Annotated in this window: 18 protein-coding genes; 5 read left to right on the plus strand and 13 right to left on the minus strand. The window is 60.4% G+C overall.

Features of this window, described 5'->3' with window-relative positions; all coding sequences use genetic code 11:
* Window positions 1–118 precede the first annotated feature (118 nt).
* The 3 genes from alaC to HDF12_RS14540 all read right to left on the minus strand — a co-directional run bounded on the left by alaC (window position 119) and on the right by HDF12_RS14540 (window position 2,568).
* Window positions 119–1,300 carry an alanine transaminase gene (gene alaC / locus HDF12_RS14530; protein ID WP_179584496.1) on the minus strand — a complete coding sequence of 394 codons (1,182 nt, stop codon included), beginning with the start codon at window positions 1,298–1,300 and terminating at the stop codon, window positions 119–121.
* A 120-nt stretch (window positions 1,301–1,420) separates the two neighbouring features.
* On the minus strand, window positions 1,421–1,906 hold the full coding sequence (locus tag HDF12_RS14535; protein ID WP_179584498.1) for a protein-disulfide reductase DsbD N-terminal domain-containing protein: 486 nt from the start codon (window positions 1,904–1,906) through the stop codon (window positions 1,421–1,423).
* A gap of 5 nt (window positions 1,907–1,911) precedes the next feature.
* The gene (locus HDF12_RS14540) at window positions 1,912–2,568 is read right to left on the minus strand and encodes a TlpA family protein disulfide reductase (protein WP_373563933.1); all 657 of its coding nucleotides are present in this window, start codon (window positions 2,566–2,568) and stop codon (window positions 1,912–1,914) included.
* Window positions 2,569–2,751: 183 nt separating this feature from the next.
* Here HDF12_RS14540 and HDF12_RS14545 point away from each other — a divergent pair, with 183 nt between their 5' ends.
* Window positions 2,752–3,753, plus strand: a complete 1,002-nt coding sequence (locus HDF12_RS14545) for a KpsF/GutQ family sugar-phosphate isomerase (RefSeq protein ID WP_179584500.1) — start codon at window positions 2,752–2,754, stop codon at window positions 3,751–3,753.
* A 47-nt stretch (window positions 3,754–3,800) separates the two neighbouring features.
* Here the strand turns inward: HDF12_RS14545 and HDF12_RS14550 are convergent, their stop codons facing one another.
* Entirely contained in the window at window positions 3,801–4,202 is a 402-nt protein-coding gene (locus tag HDF12_RS14550; RefSeq protein WP_179584502.1) for a hypothetical protein, read from the minus strand.
* Between the two features lie 110 nt (window positions 4,203–4,312).
* Entirely contained in the window at window positions 4,313–5,017 is a 705-nt protein-coding gene (locus tag HDF12_RS14555) for a Crp/Fnr family transcriptional regulator (RefSeq protein WP_246373394.1), read from the minus strand.
* 341 nt (window positions 5,018–5,358) lie between these two features.
* Here HDF12_RS14555 and HDF12_RS14560 point away from each other — a divergent pair, with 341 nt between their 5' ends.
* Window positions 5,359–7,158 carry a proline--tRNA ligase gene (locus tag HDF12_RS14560; protein ID WP_179586939.1) on the plus strand — a complete coding sequence of 600 codons (1,800 nt, stop codon included), beginning with the start codon at window positions 5,359–5,361 and terminating at the stop codon, window positions 7,156–7,158.
* A 20-nt stretch (window positions 7,159–7,178) separates the two neighbouring features.
* Entirely contained in the window at window positions 7,179–9,785 is a 2,607-nt protein-coding gene (locus HDF12_RS14565) for a transglycosylase domain-containing protein (RefSeq protein WP_179584506.1), read from the plus strand.
* 242 nt (window positions 9,786–10,027) lie between these two features.
* On the opposite strand, the gene HDF12_RS14570 is transcribed toward HDF12_RS14565, so the two are convergent.
* The 7 genes from HDF12_RS14570 to HDF12_RS14600 all read right to left on the minus strand — a co-directional run bounded on the left by HDF12_RS14570 (window position 10,028) and on the right by HDF12_RS14600 (window position 21,039).
* Window positions 10,028–10,954, minus strand: coding sequence for an Fpg/Nei family DNA glycosylase (locus tag HDF12_RS14570; RefSeq protein WP_179584508.1), 927 nt, complete (start codon window positions 10,952–10,954; stop codon window positions 10,028–10,030).
* Window positions 10,947–15,791, minus strand: a complete 4,845-nt coding sequence (locus HDF12_RS14575) for an Lhr family ATP-dependent helicase (protein WP_179584510.1) — start codon at window positions 15,789–15,791, stop codon at window positions 10,947–10,949. The genes HDF12_RS14570 and HDF12_RS14575 overlap by 8 nt, the downstream gene beginning before the upstream one ends.
* A 95-nt stretch (window positions 15,792–15,886) precedes the next feature.
* A complete protein-coding gene (locus tag HDF12_RS14580) occupies window positions 15,887–16,714 on the minus strand; it encodes a CheR family methyltransferase (protein WP_179584512.1) in 828 nt (275 codons plus the stop codon).
* Window positions 16,701–17,930, minus strand: a complete 1,230-nt coding sequence (locus tag HDF12_RS14585) for a protein-glutamate methylesterase/protein-glutamine glutaminase (RefSeq protein WP_257025676.1) — start codon at window positions 17,928–17,930, stop codon at window positions 16,701–16,703. Before HDF12_RS14585 ends, HDF12_RS14580 begins: the two co-directional genes overlap by 14 nt.
* A 37-nt stretch (window positions 17,931–17,967) precedes the next feature.
* Window positions 17,968–18,339 (minus strand): response regulator, encoded by a 372-nt coding sequence (locus HDF12_RS14590; protein ID WP_179584514.1) that lies wholly within the window; start codon window positions 18,337–18,339, stop codon window positions 17,968–17,970.
* A complete protein-coding gene (locus HDF12_RS14595) occupies window positions 18,320–18,853 on the minus strand; it encodes a chemotaxis protein CheW (RefSeq protein WP_179584516.1) in 534 nt (177 codons plus the stop codon). The genes HDF12_RS14590 and HDF12_RS14595 overlap by 20 nt, the downstream gene beginning before the upstream one ends.
* On the minus strand, window positions 18,850–21,039 hold the full coding sequence (locus tag HDF12_RS14600; RefSeq protein WP_179584518.1) for a chemotaxis protein CheA: 2,190 nt from the start codon (window positions 21,037–21,039) through the stop codon (window positions 18,850–18,852). The genes HDF12_RS14595 and HDF12_RS14600 overlap by 4 nt, the downstream gene beginning before the upstream one ends.
* Before the next feature lie 47 nt (window positions 21,040–21,086).
* Between HDF12_RS14600 and cdd the strand changes: the two genes are divergently transcribed.
* Both cdd and HDF12_RS14610 read left to right on the plus strand, forming a co-directional pair.
* Complete coding sequence (gene cdd / locus HDF12_RS14605) at window positions 21,087–21,551, plus strand: cytidine deaminase (RefSeq protein WP_306458030.1); 465 nt, start codon at window positions 21,087–21,089, stop codon at window positions 21,549–21,551.
* A gap of 28 nt (window positions 21,552–21,579) precedes the next feature.
* The gene (locus HDF12_RS14610) at window positions 21,580–22,983 is read left to right on the plus strand and encodes a thymidine phosphorylase (protein WP_179584520.1); all 1,404 of its coding nucleotides are present in this window, start codon (window positions 21,580–21,582) and stop codon (window positions 22,981–22,983) included.
* Between the two features lie 74 nt (window positions 22,984–23,057).
* Here the strand turns inward: HDF12_RS14610 and HDF12_RS14615 are convergent, their stop codons facing one another.
* The gene (locus HDF12_RS14615; RefSeq protein WP_179584522.1) at window positions 23,058–23,483 is read right to left on the minus strand and encodes a hypothetical protein; all 426 of its coding nucleotides are present in this window, start codon (window positions 23,481–23,483) and stop codon (window positions 23,058–23,060) included.
* Between the last annotated feature and the right edge of the window lie 282 nt (window positions 23,484–23,765).

Raw genomic sequence — 23,765 nt, forward strand, 5'->3', positions numbered from 1 at the left:
AACCACAACTCACCATCGCCAAACACCACAATTTCCCAAAACACCCCTCAAAAACACCAGTAAAACAGCAAAAGCCCCGGCTCTCACCGGGGCAAATATTTTTTGCAAAACTCGATCTTCAACCAGCCTTAAACATCTGCTTAATCCCCCGCAGCGCCTGCCGTGTCCGCTCCTCATTTTCAATCAACGAAAACCGAACATGCCCGTCCCCATGCTCGCCAAAACCCACTCCAGGGCTCACCGCAACCTTCGCCTCCAGCAGCAGCTTCTTCGAAAACTCAACAGATCCAAGCCCTTTGTACTGTTCCGGAATCCTCGCCCACGCAAACATCGTAGCCTTCGGCAGATCCACCGGCCATCCCAGCTTATTCAACCCCGGCACCAGAACATCCCGCCGTTCCTTGTAAATATCGCGAATCTCCGCCACACACTCCTGCGGCCCATCCAGCGCGCAGATTGCCGCCACTTGAATCGGCGTAAAAGTCCCATAGTCGAAGTAGCTCTTGATGCGTCCCAAAGCCGCGACCAGCTTGGTGTTTCCCACCATGAAGCCGACCCGCCAGCCCGGCATATTGTAACTCTTCGAGAGCGTAAAGAACTCCACCGCAATCTCCTTAGCTCCAGGAACTTCAAGGATGCTCGGAGCACGATAGCCATCGAAAACTATATCCGCGTAAGCAAGATCGTGAACAATGTAGATCCCCAACTCCCTGCACAGCGCGACGATTCGCTCAAAGAAAGAAAGCTCCACGCACTGCGCCGTTGGGTTCGAAGGAAAGTTCAGAATCAGCAGCTTCGGTCGCGGCTCCATACGCGGCAGATCATGTTCCAACTCCTCCAGCAGCGCCTCCGCAGTCCCGCCCCGCATAGGAATGCTCTGCACCTTCGAGCCCGCGATCACCGGCCCAAAGATGTGAATCGGATAGCTGGGATTTGGAACAGCAACCGTGTCTTCATCATCCAGTACCGCCACGCAAAGATGCGCAATCCCCTCCTTCGAACCGATCGTAACAATCGCCTCGGTCTCAGGATCAAGATCCACATCGTAACGCCGCTTGTACCAGTTACAAATCGCTCGACGCAGCCGCGGCACCCCTCGCGACAACGAGTAGCGATGCGTAGCCGTCCGCTGCGCCGCTTCAATCAGCTTGTCGACGATATGCTTCGGCGTCGCGCCGTCGGGATTCCCCATCCCGAAATCAATGATGTCTTCCCCACGCTTGCGCGCCGCAGCCTTCAGCTCACTTGTGATGTTGAATACATACGCCGGCAGCCGTGTCAGCCTTCGAAATTCTTCCATTTCCGTCCGCCCGCTCCTGTCTGTCCTGTTCCTCCATGATGCCACCACTCCATGAGAAAAACCGCCGGACGTATCGAGCCTACCAACAGAAATCTTGCCGTTTGACGCACAAGCCCGAAGCTACTTCGCCGTAAAGATTACCTGTACCGGCAGGCTCTTCGGCGGATAGCACGCCGCATGATCGCATGCTTGATACCGAAGCGTTCCATCCACACTATGCGTCCCCGCCTCAGCCACCACCGGCAGCCTCACGGTAAACGTCCCCGTGTAAACGTCAAGCTTCTCCGTCGGATCGAAGCTAAAGCTGTAGGACGTACCAGTCGGATACTCAACCGCCTCAGCCTTCACTCCAGTCGCCGGCTGCAACTCTATCCTGGTCGGAATCAACAGCTCCGACTTGGGCGTGTGCGAGTTCACATGGTAGCCATCCAGCACGCGAAAGTGCAGCTCCACCACGCTGCGCTTGCCTGCAACGACATTCTGCTGATCAGCCCCATACACAACATACGACTTCGGCTTCACCACCGGAGTATCAAGATTGCCGACCTGCTGCGCCGCCAACGCCACTGGCAAAGCGATCAACAATCCCGCGAAGGAACTCGTCAATCCCGTCACTGTCCACCCGCCGCCGTCGTCGCTCCCGAAGCAACAATCTTCTTGATGTGCGCTTCGATCTCATCCTTGCTTCCGAGCCCAGCCGTCTCCTCGACGATCACGCCGTTCTTGTCGACATAGAACGACATCGGCAGATAGTCCATCCCATCCGGTCCGCCATAAGCCTTTTGGATCTTCCCATCGGTGAGCAAAATGGGATAAGTCACCCCTGTCTTCTGCGCCACCTTCGCGATCGCGTCCTTGCCCGCATCGACATCATCGGCCAGCCCGAGTATCTCAAACCCCTGCGCCGCATACTGTTTGCGAAACTCCTCAAACCACGGCATCTCCACCTTGCAGGGCCCGCACCATGTCGCCCAGAAGTTCACCAGCACCGGCCGCCCCTTGTAGTCGCTCAGCGAAACCTTCTTACCGTCCAACGTCACGAGGGTAAAGGCTGGGGCAACCTTGCCACGCATCTGCATCGCCTCTGCTTCCGGCGACTGGGAATCTGTCTGCGCCGCCGGCCCCGCCTTCTCCGGCACAAGAACCACGTGGTTCTCCTGGGCCTGCTGCATCGCAAGCCTCCGCTCGCGCAGATTGTGCCATCCCGCCCACAACAGCAGCGCAATCCCAACCACCATCACACCAAAGACCAATCCACTCCGCTTCACGTCAGAAATCCTTTCAGCACGAACCTCGCGCCACACCAGTAGTTTAGACGCAAAGACCCCGTAAACGATGCACCGGCAGCTTTCTCTGCAAGTTACACGACCCTCTCGTAGCCGAACCTCGAAAACGCACATCAGTCTTGCTCCGACGCAGACCTCTGCTAGCATCGACATGGTTCAGCCACTATGTCCAGCAAAGCCACCGCCCCATCCGATTCCCCGCGTCCCTCCGAGTTCGTCCGCATCGAAGCCGCCGCGCTCAACGAGCTAGCCCACCGCCTCGACACCACGCTGCTCGCCCCGTTTACCGAGGCGATCAATCATCTGCTTCAAGCCGCTACCAATCAAAGCCGAGTCATCGTCACCGGCATCGGCAAGAGCGGCATCATCGCGCGCAAGATCGCCGCCACTCTACGCTCCACCGGGACCCCGGCACACTTCCTGCACGCTGCCGAAGCGATTCACGGCGACCTCGGCATGCTCACCTCCGGCGGTGTCGTCCTGGCCCTCTCTTACAGCGGCGAAACGGAAGAGCTGCTCCGTCTCCTCCCCACGCTCAAGCGCCTCAACACCACACTGATCGCCATCAGCGGCTGCGGCACCTCCACCCTCGCCCAGGCCAGCAACATCTTCCTCGACGCGAGCGTCTCTGTCGAAGCCTGCACCCTCAACCTCGCGCCCACCGCCTCCACCACCGTCATGCTCGCTCTCGGCGACGCCCTCGCCCTCGAAGTAAGCCGCCTCCGTCAATGGAAGGTCGAAGACTTCGCCGACCTCCATCCCGGCGGCCGCATCGGCAGACGGCTCGCCCGCGTCCGCGAGCTGATGCACACCGGCGATGCCCTCCCACAGGTCAGCGAATCCACGCCCATGCCGCAGGTCATCTATGAGATGTCGCGAAAAAAGCTCGGCATGACCACCGTCCTAAAAGACGGTCATTTAGCCGGTATGATCTCCGATGGCGACCTCCGCCGACTCCTCGAGCGCGACGGATCCCACGCCCTCGAACACACAGCCGCCGAAATCATGAACTCCCATCCCCACACGATTGAAGGCAGCGCCCTGGCCTCCTCAGCCCTGGCAATCATGGAGGACAAGAAGATCACCTCACTCATCGTTGTAGCCCTTGGTAGTCAGGTAGAAGGCGTCGTCCATCTCCACGACCTATGGACCCTGCAACTCACCTGATCCCGAAGCCGCATCGAACAATCAGTGTCATGTAATCTCGGCACCAATCAGGGAGCCAGCGTTGCCTCTCCATTGCCCTTCATTCCCTGCACACAATGGGGTAGAGGCCCACCCAGCAACCCCTTTGCACAAGCGATGAGTCGATCAGGACGTGACAAACAAATCGCATCAAACTTTCCATCCTGAAGCGGAAATTCAGTCCCCGCTTCGGATAGAACCATCAAAACTTTCGTCGTCTTGCAACACTTACGGATATCATCTGCGATCGACTCCGCCTCACCCTCTAGAAGCGAATGACAGAGGACCACGAGATCCGGCCGTTCGCTCTTTACCCTTCCGACCGCCTGCGACCCCAGGCAGTAGTTCACTTGGGCGCGGGTCTTCCTGAGCACGGCAGCCCGCGTGCCTAACAAGCGAACGTCCTGTCCCACCAAAAGAATCTTCGGCACGGTCGTCTCCCGAATGGGTTTCTTCGACGCGTTTGAGCAAATCAAGAAGTGTGTTGGGTCTACACAATCGCCCGGTGAGCCTAGCAGAATACGAGCATCCTTTCAATCTCCTATTCGACATAACTCAATTCTGCTAAAAATTTTTTGGTAATGATCCGATCGTACGCAGAAGTAACAATGCTGTAGCACTCGCACGCCCTCCCGATCAGCGCCGGGCGATCCAAAATGTTGATCTTTCCGCGGCTGTACCCGATGACACCGGCTCTCTGCAGATCTCCGGCCGCCACCGTCACCGTCGACCGCTGCACCCCCAGCATCTGCGCCAGAAACTCCTGCGTCAGGTTCAACGACTCCGATTCCATCCGGTCGGCAGAGGTGAGCAGCCATCGCGCCAGCCTCGCATCCACCTCGTGCATCCGGTTGCAGAGCACCGACTGAGACGTCTGTGCAAGTTGTAAATAGGCGAACGAATGTACGAGCCGCTGTAGCATTCCACCCTTCAAAAACTGATCGCGCACGATGGAAGATCGGATTCGTAGCCCCTCGCCTACTCCCTGCATCAACACCGAGTGCGACATTTGAGGCTGATCCAGAAGCGCCGGCAGTCCCGAGAATCCCTCACGGCCAATCACTCCAACCTCTACTGATTCGCCTTTCTCGGTCAGCGCATCGGTCGAGATCAGGCCGCTATTCAAAAAATAGATAAACTCGACAGGTTCGTTGGGTTCGGAGAGACGCGTGCCTAACGGCAGTTCCACAGGCACAAGAAATTTGACCAACGCCTCATACTCGACATCCGGCAACTGAGCCAGCATGAGATTTCTTGGTCGCGGTAGTGACTCAGTCATAGTGTGGTTATTTCGCACCCCGAGGTCCTTTGCACGAGAGTCGCCTCTCTAGCCGCAAAGACGAGTTGCCCACACATTGCAGGGCGGGTAGATGCGATTGATTGGACTCTACGCTTTATCAAGATAGAAAGTATGTCGCATGAACGACATAGCGAATAGAATGCAGACCTAACCCCATTGCATGCCCCATCAACCCGAACAAACCTCGTCCCCAAATAAATCCGAAGTCACCCGGTTTAGAATGGAGGCTCATCTTAAAATGCTCACGCAGCCACGATGCGATGGGCCGGAAAGCGCCTTTTTTGACAATGCATCGTTGGTCTCAACTTTTTATCCCCACCCTCCGTGAAGCACCCGCAGATGCCGAAGTCGCCAGCCACAAGCTTCTCCTCCGCGCCGGTTATATCCGCCAACTCGGCGCTGGCATCTACAGCTACCTCTTCCTCGGCAATCGTTCCGTCAACAAGATCGTCGCCATCGTGCGCGAAGAGATGGACCGCATCGGCCAAGAGTTCCTGCTCCCCGCACTGAACCCTAAAGAAGTCTGGGAGGCCAGCGGCCGGTGGTCCGGCATGGGCGAAAACATGTTCCGTCTCAAGGACCGCAAGGGCGCCGAGCTCTGCCTCGCAATGACCCACGAGGAGATCGTCACCGACATCGCTCGCAAGGAACTCCGCAGCTACAAACAGCTCCCCCAGATCTGGTACCAGATCCAAACCAAGTTCCGCGACGAGCCCCGTCCCAAATCCGGCCTGCTTCGCGTCCGCCAGTTCCTCATGAAGGACGCCTACTCCTTCGACATCGATGAAGCCGGCCTCGACATCTCCTACAACAAACACGATCAGGCCTACCGCCGCATCTTCACTCGCTGCGGCCTGCAGTTCGTCGCCGTCGACGCCGACTCCGGCGCCATGGGCGGCTCCGCCTCGCAGGAGTTCATGGTCTACACCGACGCAGGCGAAGATCTCATAGCCAGCAGCGCCTCAGGCTACGCCGCCAACCTCGAAAAGGCCACCTCGCAGCTTGCTCCCGTCGATGACCTCGCCCCCACCGGCGACGGCCTCCCCGAGCTTGTCCATACCCCAGGCCAGCGCACCATCGACGAGGTCGGAGCCTTCCTCAACCTCGCCCCGGTCCATCAGATCAAGACCATGGCCTATATGGCCGAACTCAAAGAATCAGACCACGCCAAACTCGGCAAACTCCGCCCCGTCGTAGTCTTCCTGCGCGGCGACCACTCCATCAACGAAGCAAAGCTCCTTCTCCTGGCCGGCGGTGAACTCCGCCCCATGGTCACCGAAGAGATCGAAGCCACCTTCAAAGCACCCGCAGGATATCTCGGTCCCATCGGCCTCGAAGCCGCTCCGCACCCAAAGAAACCCGGCACCCTGGTCATCCTCGACAAAGCCCTCGAAGGCCGCACCAACCTTATCGCCGGAGCCAACAAAGAGGAGTATCACCTCCGCAACGTCACGCCCACCCGCGACTTCAAGTCCACCCTCGTCGCCGACGTCCGCAACATCATCGAAGGCGAACTCGATCCCATCGGCGGTCAGCCCCTGCGTCTCGGCACGGCGGTCGAGATCGGCCACATCTTTAAACTAGGCAACAAATACACGACAAGCATGGGAGCCTCTGTCCTCAACCGTGACGGCAAAGAGGTCACTCCGATCATGGGCTGCTACGGCATCGGCATCGAACGCATCCTCACCGCGGCGATCGAAACTTCAGCCGCCGCCAACCAGGGTGCAAGCTACGCTCTCCACCCCGCCATCGCCCCCTTCCAGGTCGTCGTCACCATCACCAACGTCGCCGACCAGGCCCTGCTCGCCGCGGGAGAAAAAATAGCTGCGGACCTCGAAGCCGCTGGTGTCGACGTACTCCTCGACGACCGCGACGAGCGCGCCGGCGTCAAATTCAAAGACGCCGATCTCGTTGGAATCCCTTATCGAATCAATATTGGTCGCGGAGTCGCCGAGGGCAAGGTAGAATTTCTCGACCGCCTCCGGAGCGTCACCGAAGACGTCGCCATCAACGAGGTTACCGCGAAGGTATCCGGCCAGATAACCTCTACGCTGAACAACTCGCTCCCCGCAGCTGGCCTCTAAACGTCCAACGAAAGAGCATCTTGCCAGTCAAACTCAAATACGGCAGCAACGCCCGCACCGGCACCAAAGCTCTAGCTGTGGAGTCACGTCTTCTACGCATCGCGCTCATCACGTTGCTTGCCATTCTGGTAGTCGGCTGCAGCGTCTTCGGCTACTTCTACTACCACTACCAACGCGTTGTCGATGACCGCATCGCCGCCGGCCCCATCTTCGCCAGCGTCTCGCAGATCTACGCCGCGCCGCGCGAGGTCCGTGCCGGACAGAAGCTCTCCGCCGCAGCCATTGCCGCCGACCTGCGTCAGGCAGGCTACAACGCCAACTCCCACCTCGGCACCTACCAGCTCAACGCTGACAACATCTTCATCAAGCCCGGCACCGAGAGCTACCACAACACCGACGGCGCCACCATCAACACCTCCGGCGGAGTCGTCCAAAGCATCACTGCCGAAAACGGAGTGACCCTCAGCGCCTACGAGCTCGAGCCCCAGCTCATCACCGCCCTCTCCGAAGACAAAAACCGGACCAAGCGCCGCCTCGTCTCCTACGACGAGATCCCTCCCCGCATGGTGCAGGCCGTCATCGCCATCGAAGACCGCGACTTCTTCAATCACGGCGGCATCAACTACATGCGCATCGCCAAGTGCGCCTTCTCCGACCTCGTCACTCACCATCGCACCTGCGGCGGCTCCACGCTTACTCAACAGCTGGCGAAAAATCTCTTCCTCTCGCCCGAAAAGCGCATCAAGCGCAAGATGATCGAGATTCTCATCACCTTCCAGCTTGAAGCCCGCTTCACCAAGAAGCAGATCTTCGAGATGTACGCGAATGAGATCAACCTCGGCCAGCGCGGCAGCTACGCCATCAACGGCTTCGGCGAGGCCGCACAGACCTTCTTCGGCAAGAACCTCCAGCAGCTCGACCTCGCCGAGTCCGCTCTCCTCGCCGGCACCATCCAGTCACCCACTCGCCTCAACCCCTACCGGCATCCCGAGCGCGCCATGGAGCGCCGCAACGTGGTCCTCGATTCCATGGTCGAAACCGGCGCGATCACCGCCAGTCAGGCACAAGCCGCAAAGGCCGAACCCGTCCGCCTCGCGCCCCCCAACATCGACGCCAGCGAAGCCCCGTACTTCGTCGATCTCGTCCACGACCAGCTCGTCAAGCGCATCGGCGATCAGGACATCGCCCACCAGAGCCTCCGCATCTACACCTCGCTCGACCCCGAACTTCAGCGCGCTGCCTCCGAGGCCGTCGAGATCGGAATGAAGAATGTAGACGAACTCGTCCGCAAACAGCGTAAGACACCCAAAGGCGAACAGCCCGGCCCCATCACCTACCCCCAGGTCGCCCTCGTCGCCATCAACCCCCACACCGGACAGATTCTCGCCCTCGTCGGCGGCCGCAACTACGGCCTCTCCCAGCTCAACCACGCCGTCTCCCAGCGCCCCACCGGCTCCATCTTCAAACCCTTCGTCTACGCCGCGGCCTACAACAGCTCCCTCAACGGCCTCTCGCTCAGCAGCGAAGACGGCGGCGGGGGCGTCTTCACTGCTCTCACACAACTCAACGATGAAGAGACCACCTTCACCTACGACAATGGCCGCCAAACCTACACGCCAAAGAACCTCATCAGCGGCTATAAAGGCGACGTCACCGCAGCATACGCTCTCGCTCACTCCCTCAACGCGGCCACTGTTCAGCTGGGCCAGATGGTAGGTTTCGACAACGTTGCCGCGCTGGCCCGTTCTTCCGGCATCACCAACGCCCGCGGCACTCCTTCGGTTGCCATCGGCACCTACAATGCCACACCAATCGACATGGCGGGCGCCTACACGGTCTTCGCCAACAACGGCGTCCACCTTACCCCGTGGATGCTCGCCTCCGTCCGTAACGCGAGCGGCGACATCGTCTCCGACTTCTCTCCCGAGGCCAAGCAAGTCATGGATCCTCGCGCCGCCTACCTCACCCAGTCGCTGCTCGAAGGCGTAATGAACTACGGCACCGCCGCCGCCGTCAGAGGCCATGGCTTCACCGCACCAGCCGCCGGCAAGACCGGAACCAGTCACGACGCCTGGTTCGCCGGCTACACCTCCAACCTCATCTGCATCATCTGGGTCGGCAACGACGACTACACCGACGTCAAGATCGAGGGCGCACACGCCGCCGAACCGATCTGGACCGAGTTCATGAAGCGCGCCATCCAACTCCCCCAGTACTCCGACGTCAAGCCCTTCTCCCCACCCGAGGGCATCACCACCGCCCGCATCGACAAGACCTCGAACCTCCTGGCCGACTCCACCTGCCCCAGCAACATCCTCTACGCCGCCTTCCTCGACGGCACTGCCCCAACCAACACCTGCAGCCAGATGAGCGAAAGCCCCCAAAACCTCATCCAGAAGATCCTCGGCATAGGCGGCAGCAAATCAGAGACACCCCCACCGCCGCCCACCACCGGCGCCCCCATCGTGCGCGTCACACCTAACACCCCACCCGACGGCAACGCCCCCGACACCACCCAGCAGCCTGTCCAACCCAAGAAGAAAAACTTCCTGCAGAAGATCTTCGGCGGCGGCAAAGATAAAGACAAACAGCAACCGCAGCCGCAACCCACCCCGCCACCGCAATAAACAATCGTGCCCTCAAGCTCAGCTATCTAGCACCCAATCTTCCCGCGCCGCACAGCCCTCGCCCTTCCCACTGGAGCAGCCGACTCCCCATCCCCACCCAAGGCTGACACTCCGGACACCAATACGTCGACCGAGCCGGGTGCCCCATATCTCGATCTTGAGATGTGGGCATTCGCGCGAAGTCGCGAACCGTCGTAACTCGTTTCCGCAGCGATCCTCGGAAACGTCATGACTACAGACAGCTAGCACCCAATCTTCCCCCGCCGCACCACAGCCACCCTCCCCACCGGAGCAGCCGTCTCGCCCATCCCCACCCAAGGCTGGCACTCCGGACACCAATAGGTAGACCGCGCCTGCAGCCCCTGCTTCCGCATCATCACGGTCGCGCCACACCGCCGGCACTCTTGCCCCTGCCGTCCATACACCCACAGCCTCTCCTCGCGATTCGACGAGTGCGTCGTCCGCCGGTTCCCCGAATAAGTCACAATCCCGTCCTCTCCTCCCAGAGAAGAAGACCCATCCACCACATTCGCCTTCATGTATCTCCGAGACACCTCCACCATCACCTCCCTCTCTCGCGAAGTAATCGTCCTCATCGCGCGAAACGGATTCACTCCCGCCGCAAACGCCACCTCGCTCTTATAAACATTCCCCAGCCCCGCCAGCACCCGCTGATTCAGCAGCACCACCGCAATCTCCGCATCAGGATTTTCTGTTCCATAAGCAGCCAGCCGAGAAACCCCACCCTCCACCGTAAATTCATCCGACAAGACATCCGGCCCTAGTTTCGGCACTTGGCTGCTTCGTTCCAAAGACCGCGCAGTATGAAACTCCGCGACCGGAACATTGAATCCCACGGCCTCCCACTCCGCCGTCCGAACAACCACCCGCATCCGATCCCGCCCCATCCACCACTTTTCCCTAGTACGATACAGGTGCCAGCTCCCGCTCATCAACATGTGCGTCACCAGAATCAAATCACCCGAAAAGAAAATCAGGCACCACTTCCCCCGCGACTCCACCTTCTCCACCGTTCTCCCCACAAGCGGCGCATCGTCATTCACCCGCGCCAGCTTAGCCAGCCCAGTCTCAAACCCCGTCACCACCTTGCCCCCAATCGCCTTCTGCAGCGCCCGCGCCGCCCGATAGATTGTGTCTCCTTCAGGCATTCGCCCTCACCTCACCCCTCATACCCGGCAGCGGCGGCAATCCCCTCCGCACATTGAACCCCATGGCTCCCGCCGCAAATCCCGCATCGAGCAAAAACCGCGCCATCCAATGCTCCGCCACCGCGACCCCATTCACACTCGCAATCAACATTCCACCCCTGCCCTGCGCATCCTCCTGGTCCTGCACTCGTGACACCAGAAACTCCGCGAGACTCCGCGCCACCTGCGACCGCTGCGGCTCCTCCTCCGGCAGAAACACCTGCAGATTAGGATTCCCCCTCCGCAGATAAGTCACCAACGCCCCATCGCAAAGAATCACCCGAGCCCCAACGCTCCGCGTCAAGGAAGTTCCCTCTTCGGGAGCCGCAGGCCACCGCATCAATGCCCCATAAGGATTTGCCGGATCGGTTGCCGCCAACTGCAGCATCTCCGTCTTATCGCCCTGGATCGAAACCCGCAGCGACCGCAGCAGATCCACGGCAGCCGGCAGCGCAAACTGCGTCGCCCCCAGATCCGCTGCAAAATATCCTCGCCGAATCTTTCCACTCTCCTCCAGCGCCTTCATCACGTCATAGATCGCCGAAAACCCACCCGGCAGATTCTCCGCATGAGCCGTCTCGCGAAACACCACGCCATATCGCGTCAGCAGCTGCTGCGCAATCGCATGACTCCACTCCGTAGCCGATCTGTCCCTCGCAAACGCAGCAGGATTCAACGCCCATCGTCCCTGCGCCGTAGGCGGAGTCGTCCTTCTCGAACGAAATCCCGTCTGCTGATGCACCCTTCGCGCCGGCTTCCTCGAACCACTCGCCGCAGGCCTCTCACAGTACGCACGTAACGCCGCCAACCCATCGTTGGTCAGCATCCCTCGCCACACCAGACTCCAGAGCGCCTCCAACGTCTCTCCCGGATATCCGCCGCCAACACCATCATGCAGATCCTGAAAGAACGAAGCCCCATGCCCCTTCAGGTACTCCACAATCTCAGACTCCTTACTCACTGCAATCGCCGCAGCAGGAATCACCTTGCCTTTCTGATCCCGCATCACCCGCTCCGCCGGCAGCGTCGGGGCCATCGGCCAAAGAGCAGACAGCTTCTCCGCCAGATAAAGCCCAATCCTCCCATCTCTCTCGCCAATAGGATCGAACCCAACCCACACCACCTCTCCCGCCGCAATCAACGTATCCAGATCCGAACTCTTATACCCCACCAATCGCGCCGGCAGAATCTCCGTCTCCAGAATCGAAGCCGGCAGCGGCGCTCCCTGCAGATTCTCGATCACATCCAGCAACGCATCCAGCCCTCGCCGCGGCTGCACCACACCCTGCCACCGCGTAAACAGCCGCGCCAGCGTCCTCTGCTCCACCGGCTCGACCTCCTTCCGCAACCGAGCCAGCGACCTTCGCCGAATCGATCGCAGCACCTCGTTGTCACACCACTCCCGATGGATCCCTCCTGGCCGAAACCCACCCTCCACCACCTTGCCGTTCTGAATTAACCGCTGCAGCACAGCCTCCACGCTTTCCGCCGGCAGATCAAATCGCCCCGCAGCCTCAGGCGTCGTAAAAGGGCCATGGGTCCGCGCAAATCTCCTCATCAAATCCAGCAGCGCATCCGGCATCTCCTGCAAAAACGCGCCCGGCAATCCCGGCGGCAGCGGCACACCCAACGCATCCCGATACCGCGCCGCATCCTCCACCGCAATCAACCGCTTCTCCCCGGCAATCTGAACCTCGAGCACCCGACGAGCCCGCACCAGCTTCCCAATCGCTTCTGCAACCTCCTCAGTTACACATCGAGATCGCAGCTCATCCCGCGTCAAATCCCCAAGCCGCAGCAGCAGATCATGCACGCCGTCCATATTCCGCGCACGATACCCCTCAGCGACACACTGCAGCTGCTCCTCGGTCTCCTCAATCGCATTAATATCCAACAACTCCCGAAGATCCGCATCCCCCATCAACTCCCGCAGCTGATCCTGATCGATTGAAAGCGCCTGCGCCCGTCTCTCGGCCAGCGGAGCGTCCCCGTCATAGATGTAGTTCGCCACATAGCTGAACAACAACGCCGAAGCAAATGGCGAAGGCGTCCGCGAGTCAACCGTATGCACTCGCAGCGAGCGACTGTCAATATTCCGCAGCGTCTCCATCAGCGCGGGCATATCGAACACATCCCGCAGGCACTCGCGATAAGCCTCCAGCACAATCGGAAACGAAGCATACTGGCTCGCCACACTCAACAGGTCATACGCCCTCTTCCTCTGCTGCCAAAGCGGAGTGCGTCCATCCGCCCTCCTCCTCGGCAGCAACAAAGCCCGCGCCGCGCTCTCGCGAAACTTCGCTGCAAACAGGGCCGTCGACCCCAACTGCCGCAGCACCAGTTCAGCCGCCTCCTCCGCCTCCAGCAGAATCGGTTCAATCGCGGGAGCCTCCTCGGTCTCAGGAAAGCGCAAAACAAAGCCATCCTCCGACCACATCGTCTCCACCTCCTGCCCGTTCCCCGCGCGTAGTTTCGCCGTCACCGCCATCGCCCACGGCGCATGCACCCGACTGCCAAAGGGAGTCAGCACGCACACCCGCCAATCCCCCAGCTCATCCCTGACGCGCTCAATCACAATATTCCGGTCATCAGGAACAACGACAGTAGCCAACTCCTGGTCCGCCAGATAGCGCAACACGTTCTCCGCCGCCCCCGGCTCCAGATCATGCTCCGTCGTCAGCCGAGCCATCGCCACGCTCCGCGGAGCATCCCGCAACTCCCTCACCAGCGCCCCAATCCTTCGTCCAAACTCCAGCGGCCGCCCAGCTTGATCTCCATGCCAGAACGGCATCTTCCCCGCCTCACCCGGCGCCGGCGTCACCAGCACCCGGTCATGCGTAATCTCGTCGATCCTCCACGTCGAAGCCCCAAGGATGAAGGTATCCCCCGTCCGACTCTCGAAGACCATCTCCTCATCCAGCTCACCCACCCGCACCGGTTTCGATCGCTGCCCTGCCAGAAACACCCCATACGTCCCACGATCAGGAATCGTCCCACCGTTCAAAATCGCAATCCGCTTCACCCCTGCCCGAGGAGTAATCCAGTTCCTTGTCCTGTCCCACGTAATCCTCGGACGCAGCTCAGCAAACTCATCCGACGGATACCGCCCCGCCAACATATCCAGCACTCCATCGAAGACACTCTGGCTCAACCCCGCAAACGGAGCCGCACCTCGCACCAGCGCAAACAGCGCAGCGTAGCTGATCCCCGGGCTCTCCTCTTCCTCCGTCTTATGCTTCGTCCGTCGCTCCGCATCTCCGACGTTCAACGGTGGATGAGCGATCACTGCCACCATCTGCTGCGCCAGCACATCCAGCGGGTTCCGCAGAAATCGCGTCGACTCCACATGGCCCTCATGCATCGCCCGCGTTACCGCCGCGCACGCAATCAAATCAGCCCGATACTTCGGAAAGATAATCCCATGCGACGGCGCGCCCACCTGGTGCCCCGCTCTTCCAATCCGCTGCATCCCGCTAGCCACAGAGGGCGGCGCCTCAATCTGAATCACCAGATCGATCGCCCCCATGTCGATCCCCAGCTCCAAAGAAGACGTAGCCACCAGCGCCTTGATCTTTCCCGCCTTCAGCAGCTCCTCAATCTCCGTCCTCTGTGTAGCCGCAAGCGAGCCATGGTGCGCCCGTGCAATCTGCTCTCCCGCAAGCTCATTCAGCGCGCCGGCCAACCGCTCCGCCACCCTTCGCGCATTCACAAAGATCAGCGTAGAGGTCCGCCCCTGAATAATCTCCAGCAGTCGCGGATGAATCGACTGCCAGATCGAAGTCCTCTTCGGCCCCTGCGAAGCAGGCCCGCTTGGCTGCTCCTGAATCTCCCCCAGCCGCGCCATATCCTCAACTGGAACCTCGACCTTCAACTCCAGCAGCTTTCGAGCACCGGCGTTCACCACAGTCACCGCACGAAATCTCGCCGCACCAGCCCCCACATCTACCTGCGTGTCCTCTCGACCAGCCACCTCCATCAACACACTGGCAGTCTCCGCGTCGGCCTCCGCAGCGTGGCTCAAATTTGTATCTTTCTTCGCTACATATTCAGTGGTCTCCGCACCGCCAAGAAAACGCGCCACCTCCTCAAGCGGCCTCTGCGTCGCAGACAGCCCAATCCGCTGCAGCCTCCTCCCAGTCAACGCCTCCAGCCTCTCCAGCGACAGCGCCATATGCGCCCCGCGTTTGCTCGGAACCAGCGCATGAATCTCATCCACAATCACCGTCTCAACCGCCCGCAGCGACTCACCCGCCTCTGAGGTCAGCAACAGATACAGACTCTCCGGCGTAGTAATCAGAATGTCGCCAGGATGCTTGCGAAACCGCGCACGCTCCTTCTGCGACGTGTCCCCCGTTCGCACACTAATCTCCGGCATCCGCACCGCGACCCCTTCGCGCTTCGCCATATTGGCAATCCCCACAAGAGGAGACCTGAGATTGCGCTCCACATCCGCCGCCAGCGCCTTGAGCGGCGAAAGATACACCACCCTGCACCCTCTCTCAGCCTCAAGAGCCGTCCGCATCATCAATCTGTCGAGACACCACAGAAACGCCGTCAGCGTCTTCCCCGTGCCCGTCGGCGCAAGTATCAGCGTCGACTCTCCACGAGCAATCACCGGCCAGCCCTCCACCTGCGGAGCCGTCGGCGCATCAAACACAGCCCGAAACCACTTCGCCGTTATCGGATGAAACAGCGCAAGCGCCGCCTCACCGCTGAGATTCTCAGGCAGCAACGGCTCCGTCTTCTCCGGTACGATCTTCTTCTTCGACTTAGAAGGCTTAGTAGTATTTGGCGGCATGGTCAAAGTGTGCGCTCTCGGCAGCATAACTGCCGCACACTATTGGATGCGCGCCTAAGCCCTCAGGTCCAGTCCTAGACCTGTCATCGATCCACTCAACTCGCGCTCACCGGACTATAGAAATAGCAGTCCGCCCCAAACTCCACCTCAAAAAGATTCGTAGAATCCTCCGCCTGCTCCGCATTCCCCAACACCAGGTACCCGGCAGGAGACAGCTTCCGGTAAATCTCCCCGAACAGCGCCCTTCGATCCTGCTGAGAAAAATAAAGCAGCACATTTCTCAACAACACCAAATCAAAAGTCGGCAACAAAGGCAACGGAGCACACAGGTTGGCATAGTGAAACTCGCACATCGACCGGATCTGCGGACTAACCTCCCACTCTTCTCCATGCCGGGTCATGTACTTCAGCAGCATCCGCGCAGGCAGACCTCGATTCACCTCCAGCCGACGATATCTCCCCTTCTGGGCATAGTCGACAACCTGCCGCGAGATATCGGTGCCGACAATCTTTAAATCCCAGCTCGCCAGCTCAGGAAAATGCTCCGAGATCATCATCGCCAGACTGTAAGCCTCTTGCCCCGTCGAACTCGCCGCGCTCCATATGCGCAGCCGCCGCGTCTCCGCTCGCCGTTCGATCAGTCGCGGAATAACAATCTGCCGCAGCATCTCAAACGGCCTCATATCGCGAAAGAAGCTCGTCTCGTTGATCGTCATCGCCTCAGCAACCGCGCGATGTAGATGAGCCGGCCTTCCCGCCTTCAACATATTCACAAAATCCTCGAGATTATCCGCGCCCGACAACCGCGCAATCGGTGTCAACCTCGTGTCAAATAGAGCATTGCGCGACGGATCAATCAGATTCGCCGACTGCTCCAGCACCAGCTCACGAAGGTAGGCGTAGTCCGTATCAGAGCAGGCCATCGTTCATCTCCCTCCGCGGCACCATCGCCGATGCCGCATGGCGTGCTATATCCATCTTCGTCAATCTTCCCACGTCAACTCTCTGCTTCAGCACGTCCGCAATCTCCGAAAGCGGAAGCGTTGCACTGGCGATACCAGCCTCGGCCACCTTCGCCGGCATGCCCCACACGGCGGAACTTGCCTCATCCTGCGCCAACACCACCCCCCCGCGTTCATGAACAGCTCGCGCTCCATCCAGCCCATCGGCGCCCATGCCCGTCATCACCAGCGCCAGCGTCGATGCACCGTACATCCGCGCCGCAGAAAAGAAAAGATAATCCACCGCCGGCCTGCAGTGATTCAACGGTTCCCGCTGATGCAGCCGAACCCTGCTGCTCCGTCCCGCGAGACTTCCCTCCCGCCTGTCCGTCAACCCGTTGCCCGGGCCGACCTCCATGTGCGCATCTCCCGGCGCCAGCCAGATTGTGCCAGGGCGAATCATCGCGTTCTCATAGGCCTCTTTCACTCGCAGAGAACAGCATTTGTCCAACCGCTCTGCCAACGCGCCCGTAAACAGCTTAGGCATATGCTGCACGATCAACACAGGAACAGGAAAATCTGCGGGCAGTCTCGGCAACAACTGCTCCAGCGCAGAAGGCCCTCCAGTAGACAATCCAATCACCACCACCTCAATCGGAGAGGACGCCTTCGACGGCACCCCTCCAGCCGGAGCCTCGCGTGCATTGCCCGACCCACCCCGCGCAACACCGCTCTCCTGCTTCCGTTTCGCGCCTCTGGCCAGCGCAGCAATCCGCGGCAGCAGTTGCTGCGACAGCGAAAGCATCGCCGAGGCAAAGTCACGCTGCTCCGCCGGCTTGGTCACATAGTCTCCGGCCCCGCACGCCAGCGCCTCCAGCGTCGACCTCGCTCCCCGTTCCGTATGCGCGCTGCACATGATCACCGGCAGACCCGGACTCTCCACCTGCAAGCGACGCAAAACCTCCAGCCCATTCAGCCTCGGCATCTCGAGATCCAGCACCAGAACATCCGGCGACAGCCGCTTTACCGACTCCAGGCAATCCACTCCGTCCAACGCAACACCGCACAACTCCATGCGCGGCAGCTCGCTCGACCGATCCTCCGCGTGCATCTGAAACAGCTTCCACATCACGCCGCGCATCACCGCCGAGTCGTCCGCTGCAAGAATGCGGAGCGGCCGCTCCTCCATGGGTCCCATATCTGCTTTCCTCAGCCTTTCTCTTCCACCCACAACTTCAAGCTGCGATCACACCAAGCAGAAGCATCTTCTCCCGAAGGCTCTCAGGGGTAAACGGCTTCATCAAAAACTCGTCCGCGCCATTATCCAGCGCCGTCGTGATAAACGAGTGATCTGCCTCGGTGGTCACCATCATCACCTTCATCTCAGGCCCCAGCTTCGCCTCGCGTAGCTTCTTCACACACTCCAACCCATTCATCACCGGCATGTTGACGTCCAGCAGCATCAGGTCGAACGACTCCTCCGCCCGAAGCACCGCCAGCGCATCGCTCCCATCCTTCGCCTCTTCACACACCACATCCATGCGACCCAGCAGGTGCCGCAAATACTCGCGGATAAAGCTCGAATCATCAACGATCAGGGCTCGCATCTGTACCTCCATTCGAACTGTTTTTGAACAATCCCACCTCAGACAAACGCGACGGCGACAGCTTCTGCGGATCCAGCTGCACCATAAGACCCGCCTCCATCTTGTAGGCTCCATCGAATAGCCACTTGCCCCTGGCCTCGAGCGTGCACGGATTGGCCTCCAACGCCCGCCGGCTCACCGTCACCACGCCTCCCACCGCATCCACCACCAGCCCAAACCGTTCCGCAGCCTCATCGTCCGCCATCACCAGCACGCAGCATTTACCGGAGTGTGCCTCCAGCCCCAGCAGAGCTCGAAGGTTCACCGTCGTCAGCACCTCGCCACGGTAAGGGACAACTCCCGCGATGAACGCCGGCGACATCGGCACTCGCTGCAGATCCCGCTCCCCAAGCACCTCGCGTATCTTCCTTGTATCGATGCCGAACATCTCACTACCTGCGTACAGTGAACAAAGCGAGACTGCATCATTCTCGTCCTGAATCTCGTCGACCTTCTCCCGACCGGCTATTCTCACGCGACCTCCTGCCATGCGGCCTTCGCCTTCACGCCAAACTCACGATGAACCTGCGTCAGCTTCTCCTTCACCAAGGCAAGCTCCATCCCCATCCCTTGGCTAGCCTCATCCTGATCGATCAACGTTCCGGTCGAAACATCCAGCACCTGCCGCACGACCATGCCGCCCCGCTGCGCTCCTCCCACACTGGCATCGCCACAAATTAGCACCGTTACCATCGTTTCCTCGCCGGCATGACGGGCAGCCTCCATCTCCATCAGCACATTCCCTTCATCTCTCAGCGGCAGCAGCTCGCCGCGATACTGCAGCAACGGCCTCCCACCCGCATACTCAATCTGTCCCAGCGGAACGCTTTCAATCCGCTCCACCGCATCCAGCGGCAACGCTGTTCTCTCTCTCACTCGATCCTCAAAGATCAGGAATGATGTACCCGTGGCCTCCTGCACCGCAGCCTCTCCCGCTCCAATCTCGGCAACCTCCTCTTCAATTGGCTTCACTCCTGCACGCGCAGCAGTTGCACCGATATCCAGAATCAAAGCGAGCGTTCCATTCCCCAGCACTGTCGCGCCAGAGAACAAGCCGATCTCTCGCAGCACCGGCGAAAGCGGCTTCACCACAATCTCCTCAGGAGACATCAGGTCATCAACTACCAGACCGTACCTGCAACCTTCGGCCTCAAGCACCGCCAGGTAGTGTCCCTTCGATTGGTCCGGATTATCAGCCTCCAATCCAAGCAGCCGGTCCAGCCACACCATTGGCAACAGACGCTCTCGCAGCCGGTACAGTTCGGACGAACCAATTCGCTGCACCACCTGCGCAAACTCTCGCTCCGGTATGTCCACCAGCTCCACCAGCGTGCTTTGCGGCAGCGCAAACGCCTGCCCTCCGCTCTTCACCACCAGCGAAGGAACAATCGCCAGCGTCAGCGGCACCCTCAGGCGCAGCGTAGTCCCCACACCCCTGCGCGATTCCACCTCAACGCTCCCGCCAACCTTCTCCACATTGGCGCGCACCACATCCATGCCGACGCCGCGCCCGGAGACCGTAGTCACCGCAGCAGCTGTAGAAAATCCCGGCAGGAAGATCAGCTGCAACGCCTCCCGCTCCGACATCCCCGCAGCATCTTCCGCCGTTACCAGGTTGCGTTCGATCGCCTTCTGCAACACCCGCTCGATCGGAATCCCGGCGCCATCATCTTCAATCTCAATGACTACGGATCCACTCTGGTGAAATGCCTTCAGCCGCAGACACCCCTCAGCCGACTTCCCCGCCAGCACACGGTCCGCAGGAGACTCGATCCCATGATCGACCGCATTCCTCACCGCATGGGTCAGCGGATCCTTGATCGCCTCCAGAAGACTCTTATCTAGCCCCGTCTCCTGCCCGCTGAACTCAACCCGCACCTCACGTCCGCACGTCCGCGCAAGATCCCGCACCATCCGCGGAAACTTCCCAAACAGATTCCCTACCGGCTGCATCCGAGCCTGCATCACCGTCTCGCGCAGATCCGCCGTAACGCTATCCAGCCGCCGTGCCAGCTCAGGAAAGTTTGCCGCCTCCATCCCGCTCTGCAGCATCTGGTTGCGCGTCAACACCAGCTCGCCCACCAGGTTCATCATGCGGTTCAGCACATCCACATCAATCCGCAGTGTCTTATCCGCGCTCGCCTTCTCGGTCACCACGGTCGGCTGCAAAGCAGGCGGGGCGCTACTGTTCGAAGCAACCGGCGCAGCACCCTCTAGCTTGGTCGTCTCCACCAGCGCGATCTGCGGAGCCTCGATCTCCGGCAACTCCGCAGGCACCTGCCCGTTCAACATCGCCAGTTCCGCGATCAGCTCGCCATCTTCATCACCTGCCCGCGTCCCTTCACTCCCGGTCTCTTCGATCAGCCCCAGAATTGCGCGCAGTCCATCCATCAGGCGAAGCAGCCCGCTGATCAGATCCGAGCTCACCTCGAGCTTGCCGTCCCGCAGCGACCCCAGCAGGTGCTCTCCCGCATGCGCCAGCTTCTCCAGCCGATCGAATCCCAGAAAACCCGTCGTCCCTTTGATCGTATGGACGGCGCGGAAGATCTCACCCAGCAATCCAGCATCGTCAGGCCGCATCTCCAGTTCGGTCAGGCACCGTTCCATCCGGTCCAGACCCTCCTGGCTCTCCGCAATAAACTCTTTGGTTAGCTCGTCCACACACCTTATATCGGGCGCAGAGCGGTAACCATGAGGCGCCCCACCACTTGCTATCGCTCCCCGCACCCGATAGCCTCACTCACATCATGTCCTCCCAACCCTCCGCCGACGCGCTCACTCCCGCAGAAATCGCCAGCCTGCAGCAGCAAGCCGCCGCCGTTGCCCATCACGCCTACGCCCCCTACAGCAACTTCCGCGTCGGCGCCGCCCTCCTCCTCACCGACGGTACTATCGTAACCGGCTGCAACGTCGAAAACGCCTCCTACCGCCTCACCACCTGCGCCGAGCAGACCGCCATCACCTCCGCCGTCGCCCTTCGCGGCCCCGGCATCCGCATCCGCGCCATCGCCGTCGCCAACCTCAACGCCACCGCCAGCCAGCCCTGCGGAGCCTGCCGCCAGACCATCTACGAGTTCAGCACCCCCGACACCATCGTCTTCTTCCCCGCCGAAGCCGGCTCCATCGCCCACGCCACCATCGCAGAGCTCTTACCCGCGGCCTTCCTCCTCTAAAATCGTAACCCATACTGATACATATCCAATGACCCAGACCATCCATCCCCTCGACGTCGTCCTCCACAAGCGTGACGGCCGCGTCCTCACCGACGCACAGATCCAGGCCTTCATCCACGCTCTCGTCCAACGCACTCCCGAAAAACAGCTCGTCACCGACGCCCAGATCGCCGCCTTCCTCATGGCCGTCTTCCACCGCGGCCTCACCGCGCAAGAACTCGCCACCCTCACCTCCTCCATGCGCTACTCCGGCGAGACCTTCGACGCCGCCCCCCTCCACACCTTCACCGTCGACAAGCACTCCACCGGCGGCGTCGGCGACAAGACCTCGCTCCTCATCGCCCCCATCCTAGCCGCCGCGGGCCTCGCCTCGCCAACACCGTCAGGAATCCCCGGCATCTGCGTCCCCATGATCTCCGGCCGCAGCCTCGGTCACACCGGCGGCACACTCGACAAGCTCGAAACCATCCCCGGCTTCAAAACCCAACTCACCCTCGACCAGATCTTCCTCTCCCTCGAAAAGTGCGGCGCCGCCCTCGTCGGCCAGACCCCGCGTCTAGTCCCCGCCGACCGCATCCTCTACGCCCTCCGCGATCACACCGGCACCGTCGAATCTCCCTACCTCATCACTGCCAGCATCATGAGCAAAAAACTAGCCGAAGACCTCAACGCCCTCGTCCTCGACGTCAAAACCGGCAGTGGCGCCTTCATGCCCACTTACGACCAATCGAAGCTCCTCGCCAAACTCATGGTCCAGACTGGCGAATCCTCCGGCACCCGCACCATCGCCTTGCTCACCAATCACGACGAACCCCTCGGCCGCTTCGCCGGCAACTGGATCGAAGTCTGGGAGTGCGTCGACATCCTCCGCGCCAAACGGACGGAAGACCGCCACCCCATGTCCGCCGATCTCATCCATCTCTCGAACATTCTCGCCGGCTGGATGCTTCATCTCGCCGGCCACGCCGACAGCCCCGAAGAAGGAGCAAAGCTCTCCGACGAGATCCTCCTCAGCGGCGCAGCCTTCAAAGCCTGGCTCAGAATCGTAGCCATCCAGTGCGGCGACGTCTCCCTCTTCCACGACCCCGCCGCGCACCATCAGCCCACTGCCTCCCGCACCCTCACCGCAACCCACTCCGGATACCTCGCCTCCATGGACTGCAAACAAGTAGGCTGGGCCGTCCAACGACTCGGCGCAGGCCGCGCCAAACCCGGTGATCCCGTCAGCGCCCACGCCGGTATCGAGATGCATGCCAAGCTGGGAGACCCGATCAAAGCAGGCCAGCCCCTCGTCACCCTCTTCAGCGAAGACATCTCACTACTCGACGAACCCGAGAGCATGCTCCGCGAAACCATTCACATCGCAGCGAGCCCGCCTGAACTCCAGCCTCTCCTCCGCGAAGTCATCACGAAGAACACTCTCTCTTCCTGAGTCACAGCCAACGCAAAAAAAGAAGACCCGGAGACTTTCGTCGCCGGGTCCGACTCGCTCGAAGAATGCAACTACTAGTTGAGCGCGATCAGAACATCGTGATTGTCGCGTACGGACGCTTCCTGCGTCTGAGCCTTGGCCCACTTCTCCTGCTTCGACGTCGGCAGGTGGCATGTCATCGACTCGTTCGTGGTGCGAATCTCACTAAGGAAGTACTGCCCGGCGTAACGGTGGAAGACCAGCTTATTGTCCGCGGAGGCGCGATAGTCAGGCACTGTGATAGCCATCACGGCAACGCCCTTCTCTCGATCCGAAATCGTAAGCGTTCTGGGCGAGCTGGAGTCGTTGCCGATGGTGTAATGCCCGGCAGGGAGCGTGCGACCATTCACCGTGAAGTTGAAGGGAACGTTTGCCGTGACCTTATGATCCTGGGCCAAAGCGCTACCAGCGGTGGCGATACCGGCGGCGACGAAGAGTGCGATTGCAGTAAGGTTTTTCATGACGATCTCCTTTGTGAGATACCTCTCTCAGGTCCCGATTGGTCTCTGGATTTCGTTCTCTCCGGAGCTTCCTGTTATGCCCGGATATATTGCAACCACATGGCCAAACCAAGCCAAACTCCCGCCAATTAAGAACCCGCGTCTGTTTGCAATGAGATAGCGTCCCCGCACCCGTTCGCCGAACAACCAGGTCAATCCCCACTCAGTTCAGCTGGTATCCGAATGGTTCCCATCGGGTATCCGATCGGTTCCCACCCGCCACGTCGGTTCCTGAAATCGCCT

Source organism: Tunturiibacter gelidiferens (genome assembly GCF_013410115.1).
Taxonomy (GTDB): domain Bacteria; phylum Acidobacteriota; class Terriglobia; order Terriglobales; family Acidobacteriaceae; genus Edaphobacter; species Edaphobacter gelidiferens.

Coding starts and splice junctions, on each gene's coding strand:
- HDF12_RS14545 (WP_179584500.1), top strand. CDS start 2,752: ATGTCCAGCAAAGCCACCGCCCCATCCGATTCCCCGCGTCCCTCCGAG.
- HDF12_RS14580 (WP_179584512.1), bottom strand. CDS start 16,714: ATGGCCTGCTCTGATACGGACTACGCCTACCTTCGTGAGCTGGTGCTG.
- HDF12_RS14575 (WP_179584510.1), bottom strand. CDS start 15,791: ATGCCGCCAAATACTACTAAGCCTTCTAAGTCGAAGAAGAAGATCGTA.
- HDF12_RS14560 (WP_179586939.1), top strand. CDS start 5,359: ATGCATCGTTGGTCTCAACTTTTTATCCCCACCCTCCGTGAAGCACCC.
- HDF12_RS14610 (WP_179584520.1), top strand. CDS start 21,580: ATGACCCAGACCATCCATCCCCTCGACGTCGTCCTCCACAAGCGTGAC.
- alaC (WP_179584496.1), bottom strand. CDS start 1,300: ATGGAAGAATTTCGAAGGCTGACACGGCTGCCGGCGTATGTATTCAAC.
- HDF12_RS14555 (WP_246373394.1), bottom strand. CDS start 5,017: ATGCTGGCTCAGTTGCCGGATGTCGAGTATGAGGCGTTGGTCAAATTT.
- HDF12_RS14585 (WP_257025676.1), bottom strand. CDS start 17,930: ATGGGACCCATGGAGGAGCGGCCGCTCCGCATTCTTGCAGCGGACGAC.
- HDF12_RS14570 (WP_179584508.1), bottom strand. CDS start 10,954: ATGCCTGAAGGAGACACAATCTATCGGGCGGCGCGGGCGCTGCAGAAG.
- HDF12_RS14590 (WP_179584514.1), bottom strand. CDS start 18,339: ATGCGAGCCCTGATCGTTGATGATTCGAGCTTTATCCGCGAGTATTTG.
- HDF12_RS14615 (WP_179584522.1), bottom strand. CDS start 23,483: ATGAAAAACCTTACTGCAATCGCACTCTTCGTCGCCGCCGGTATCGCC.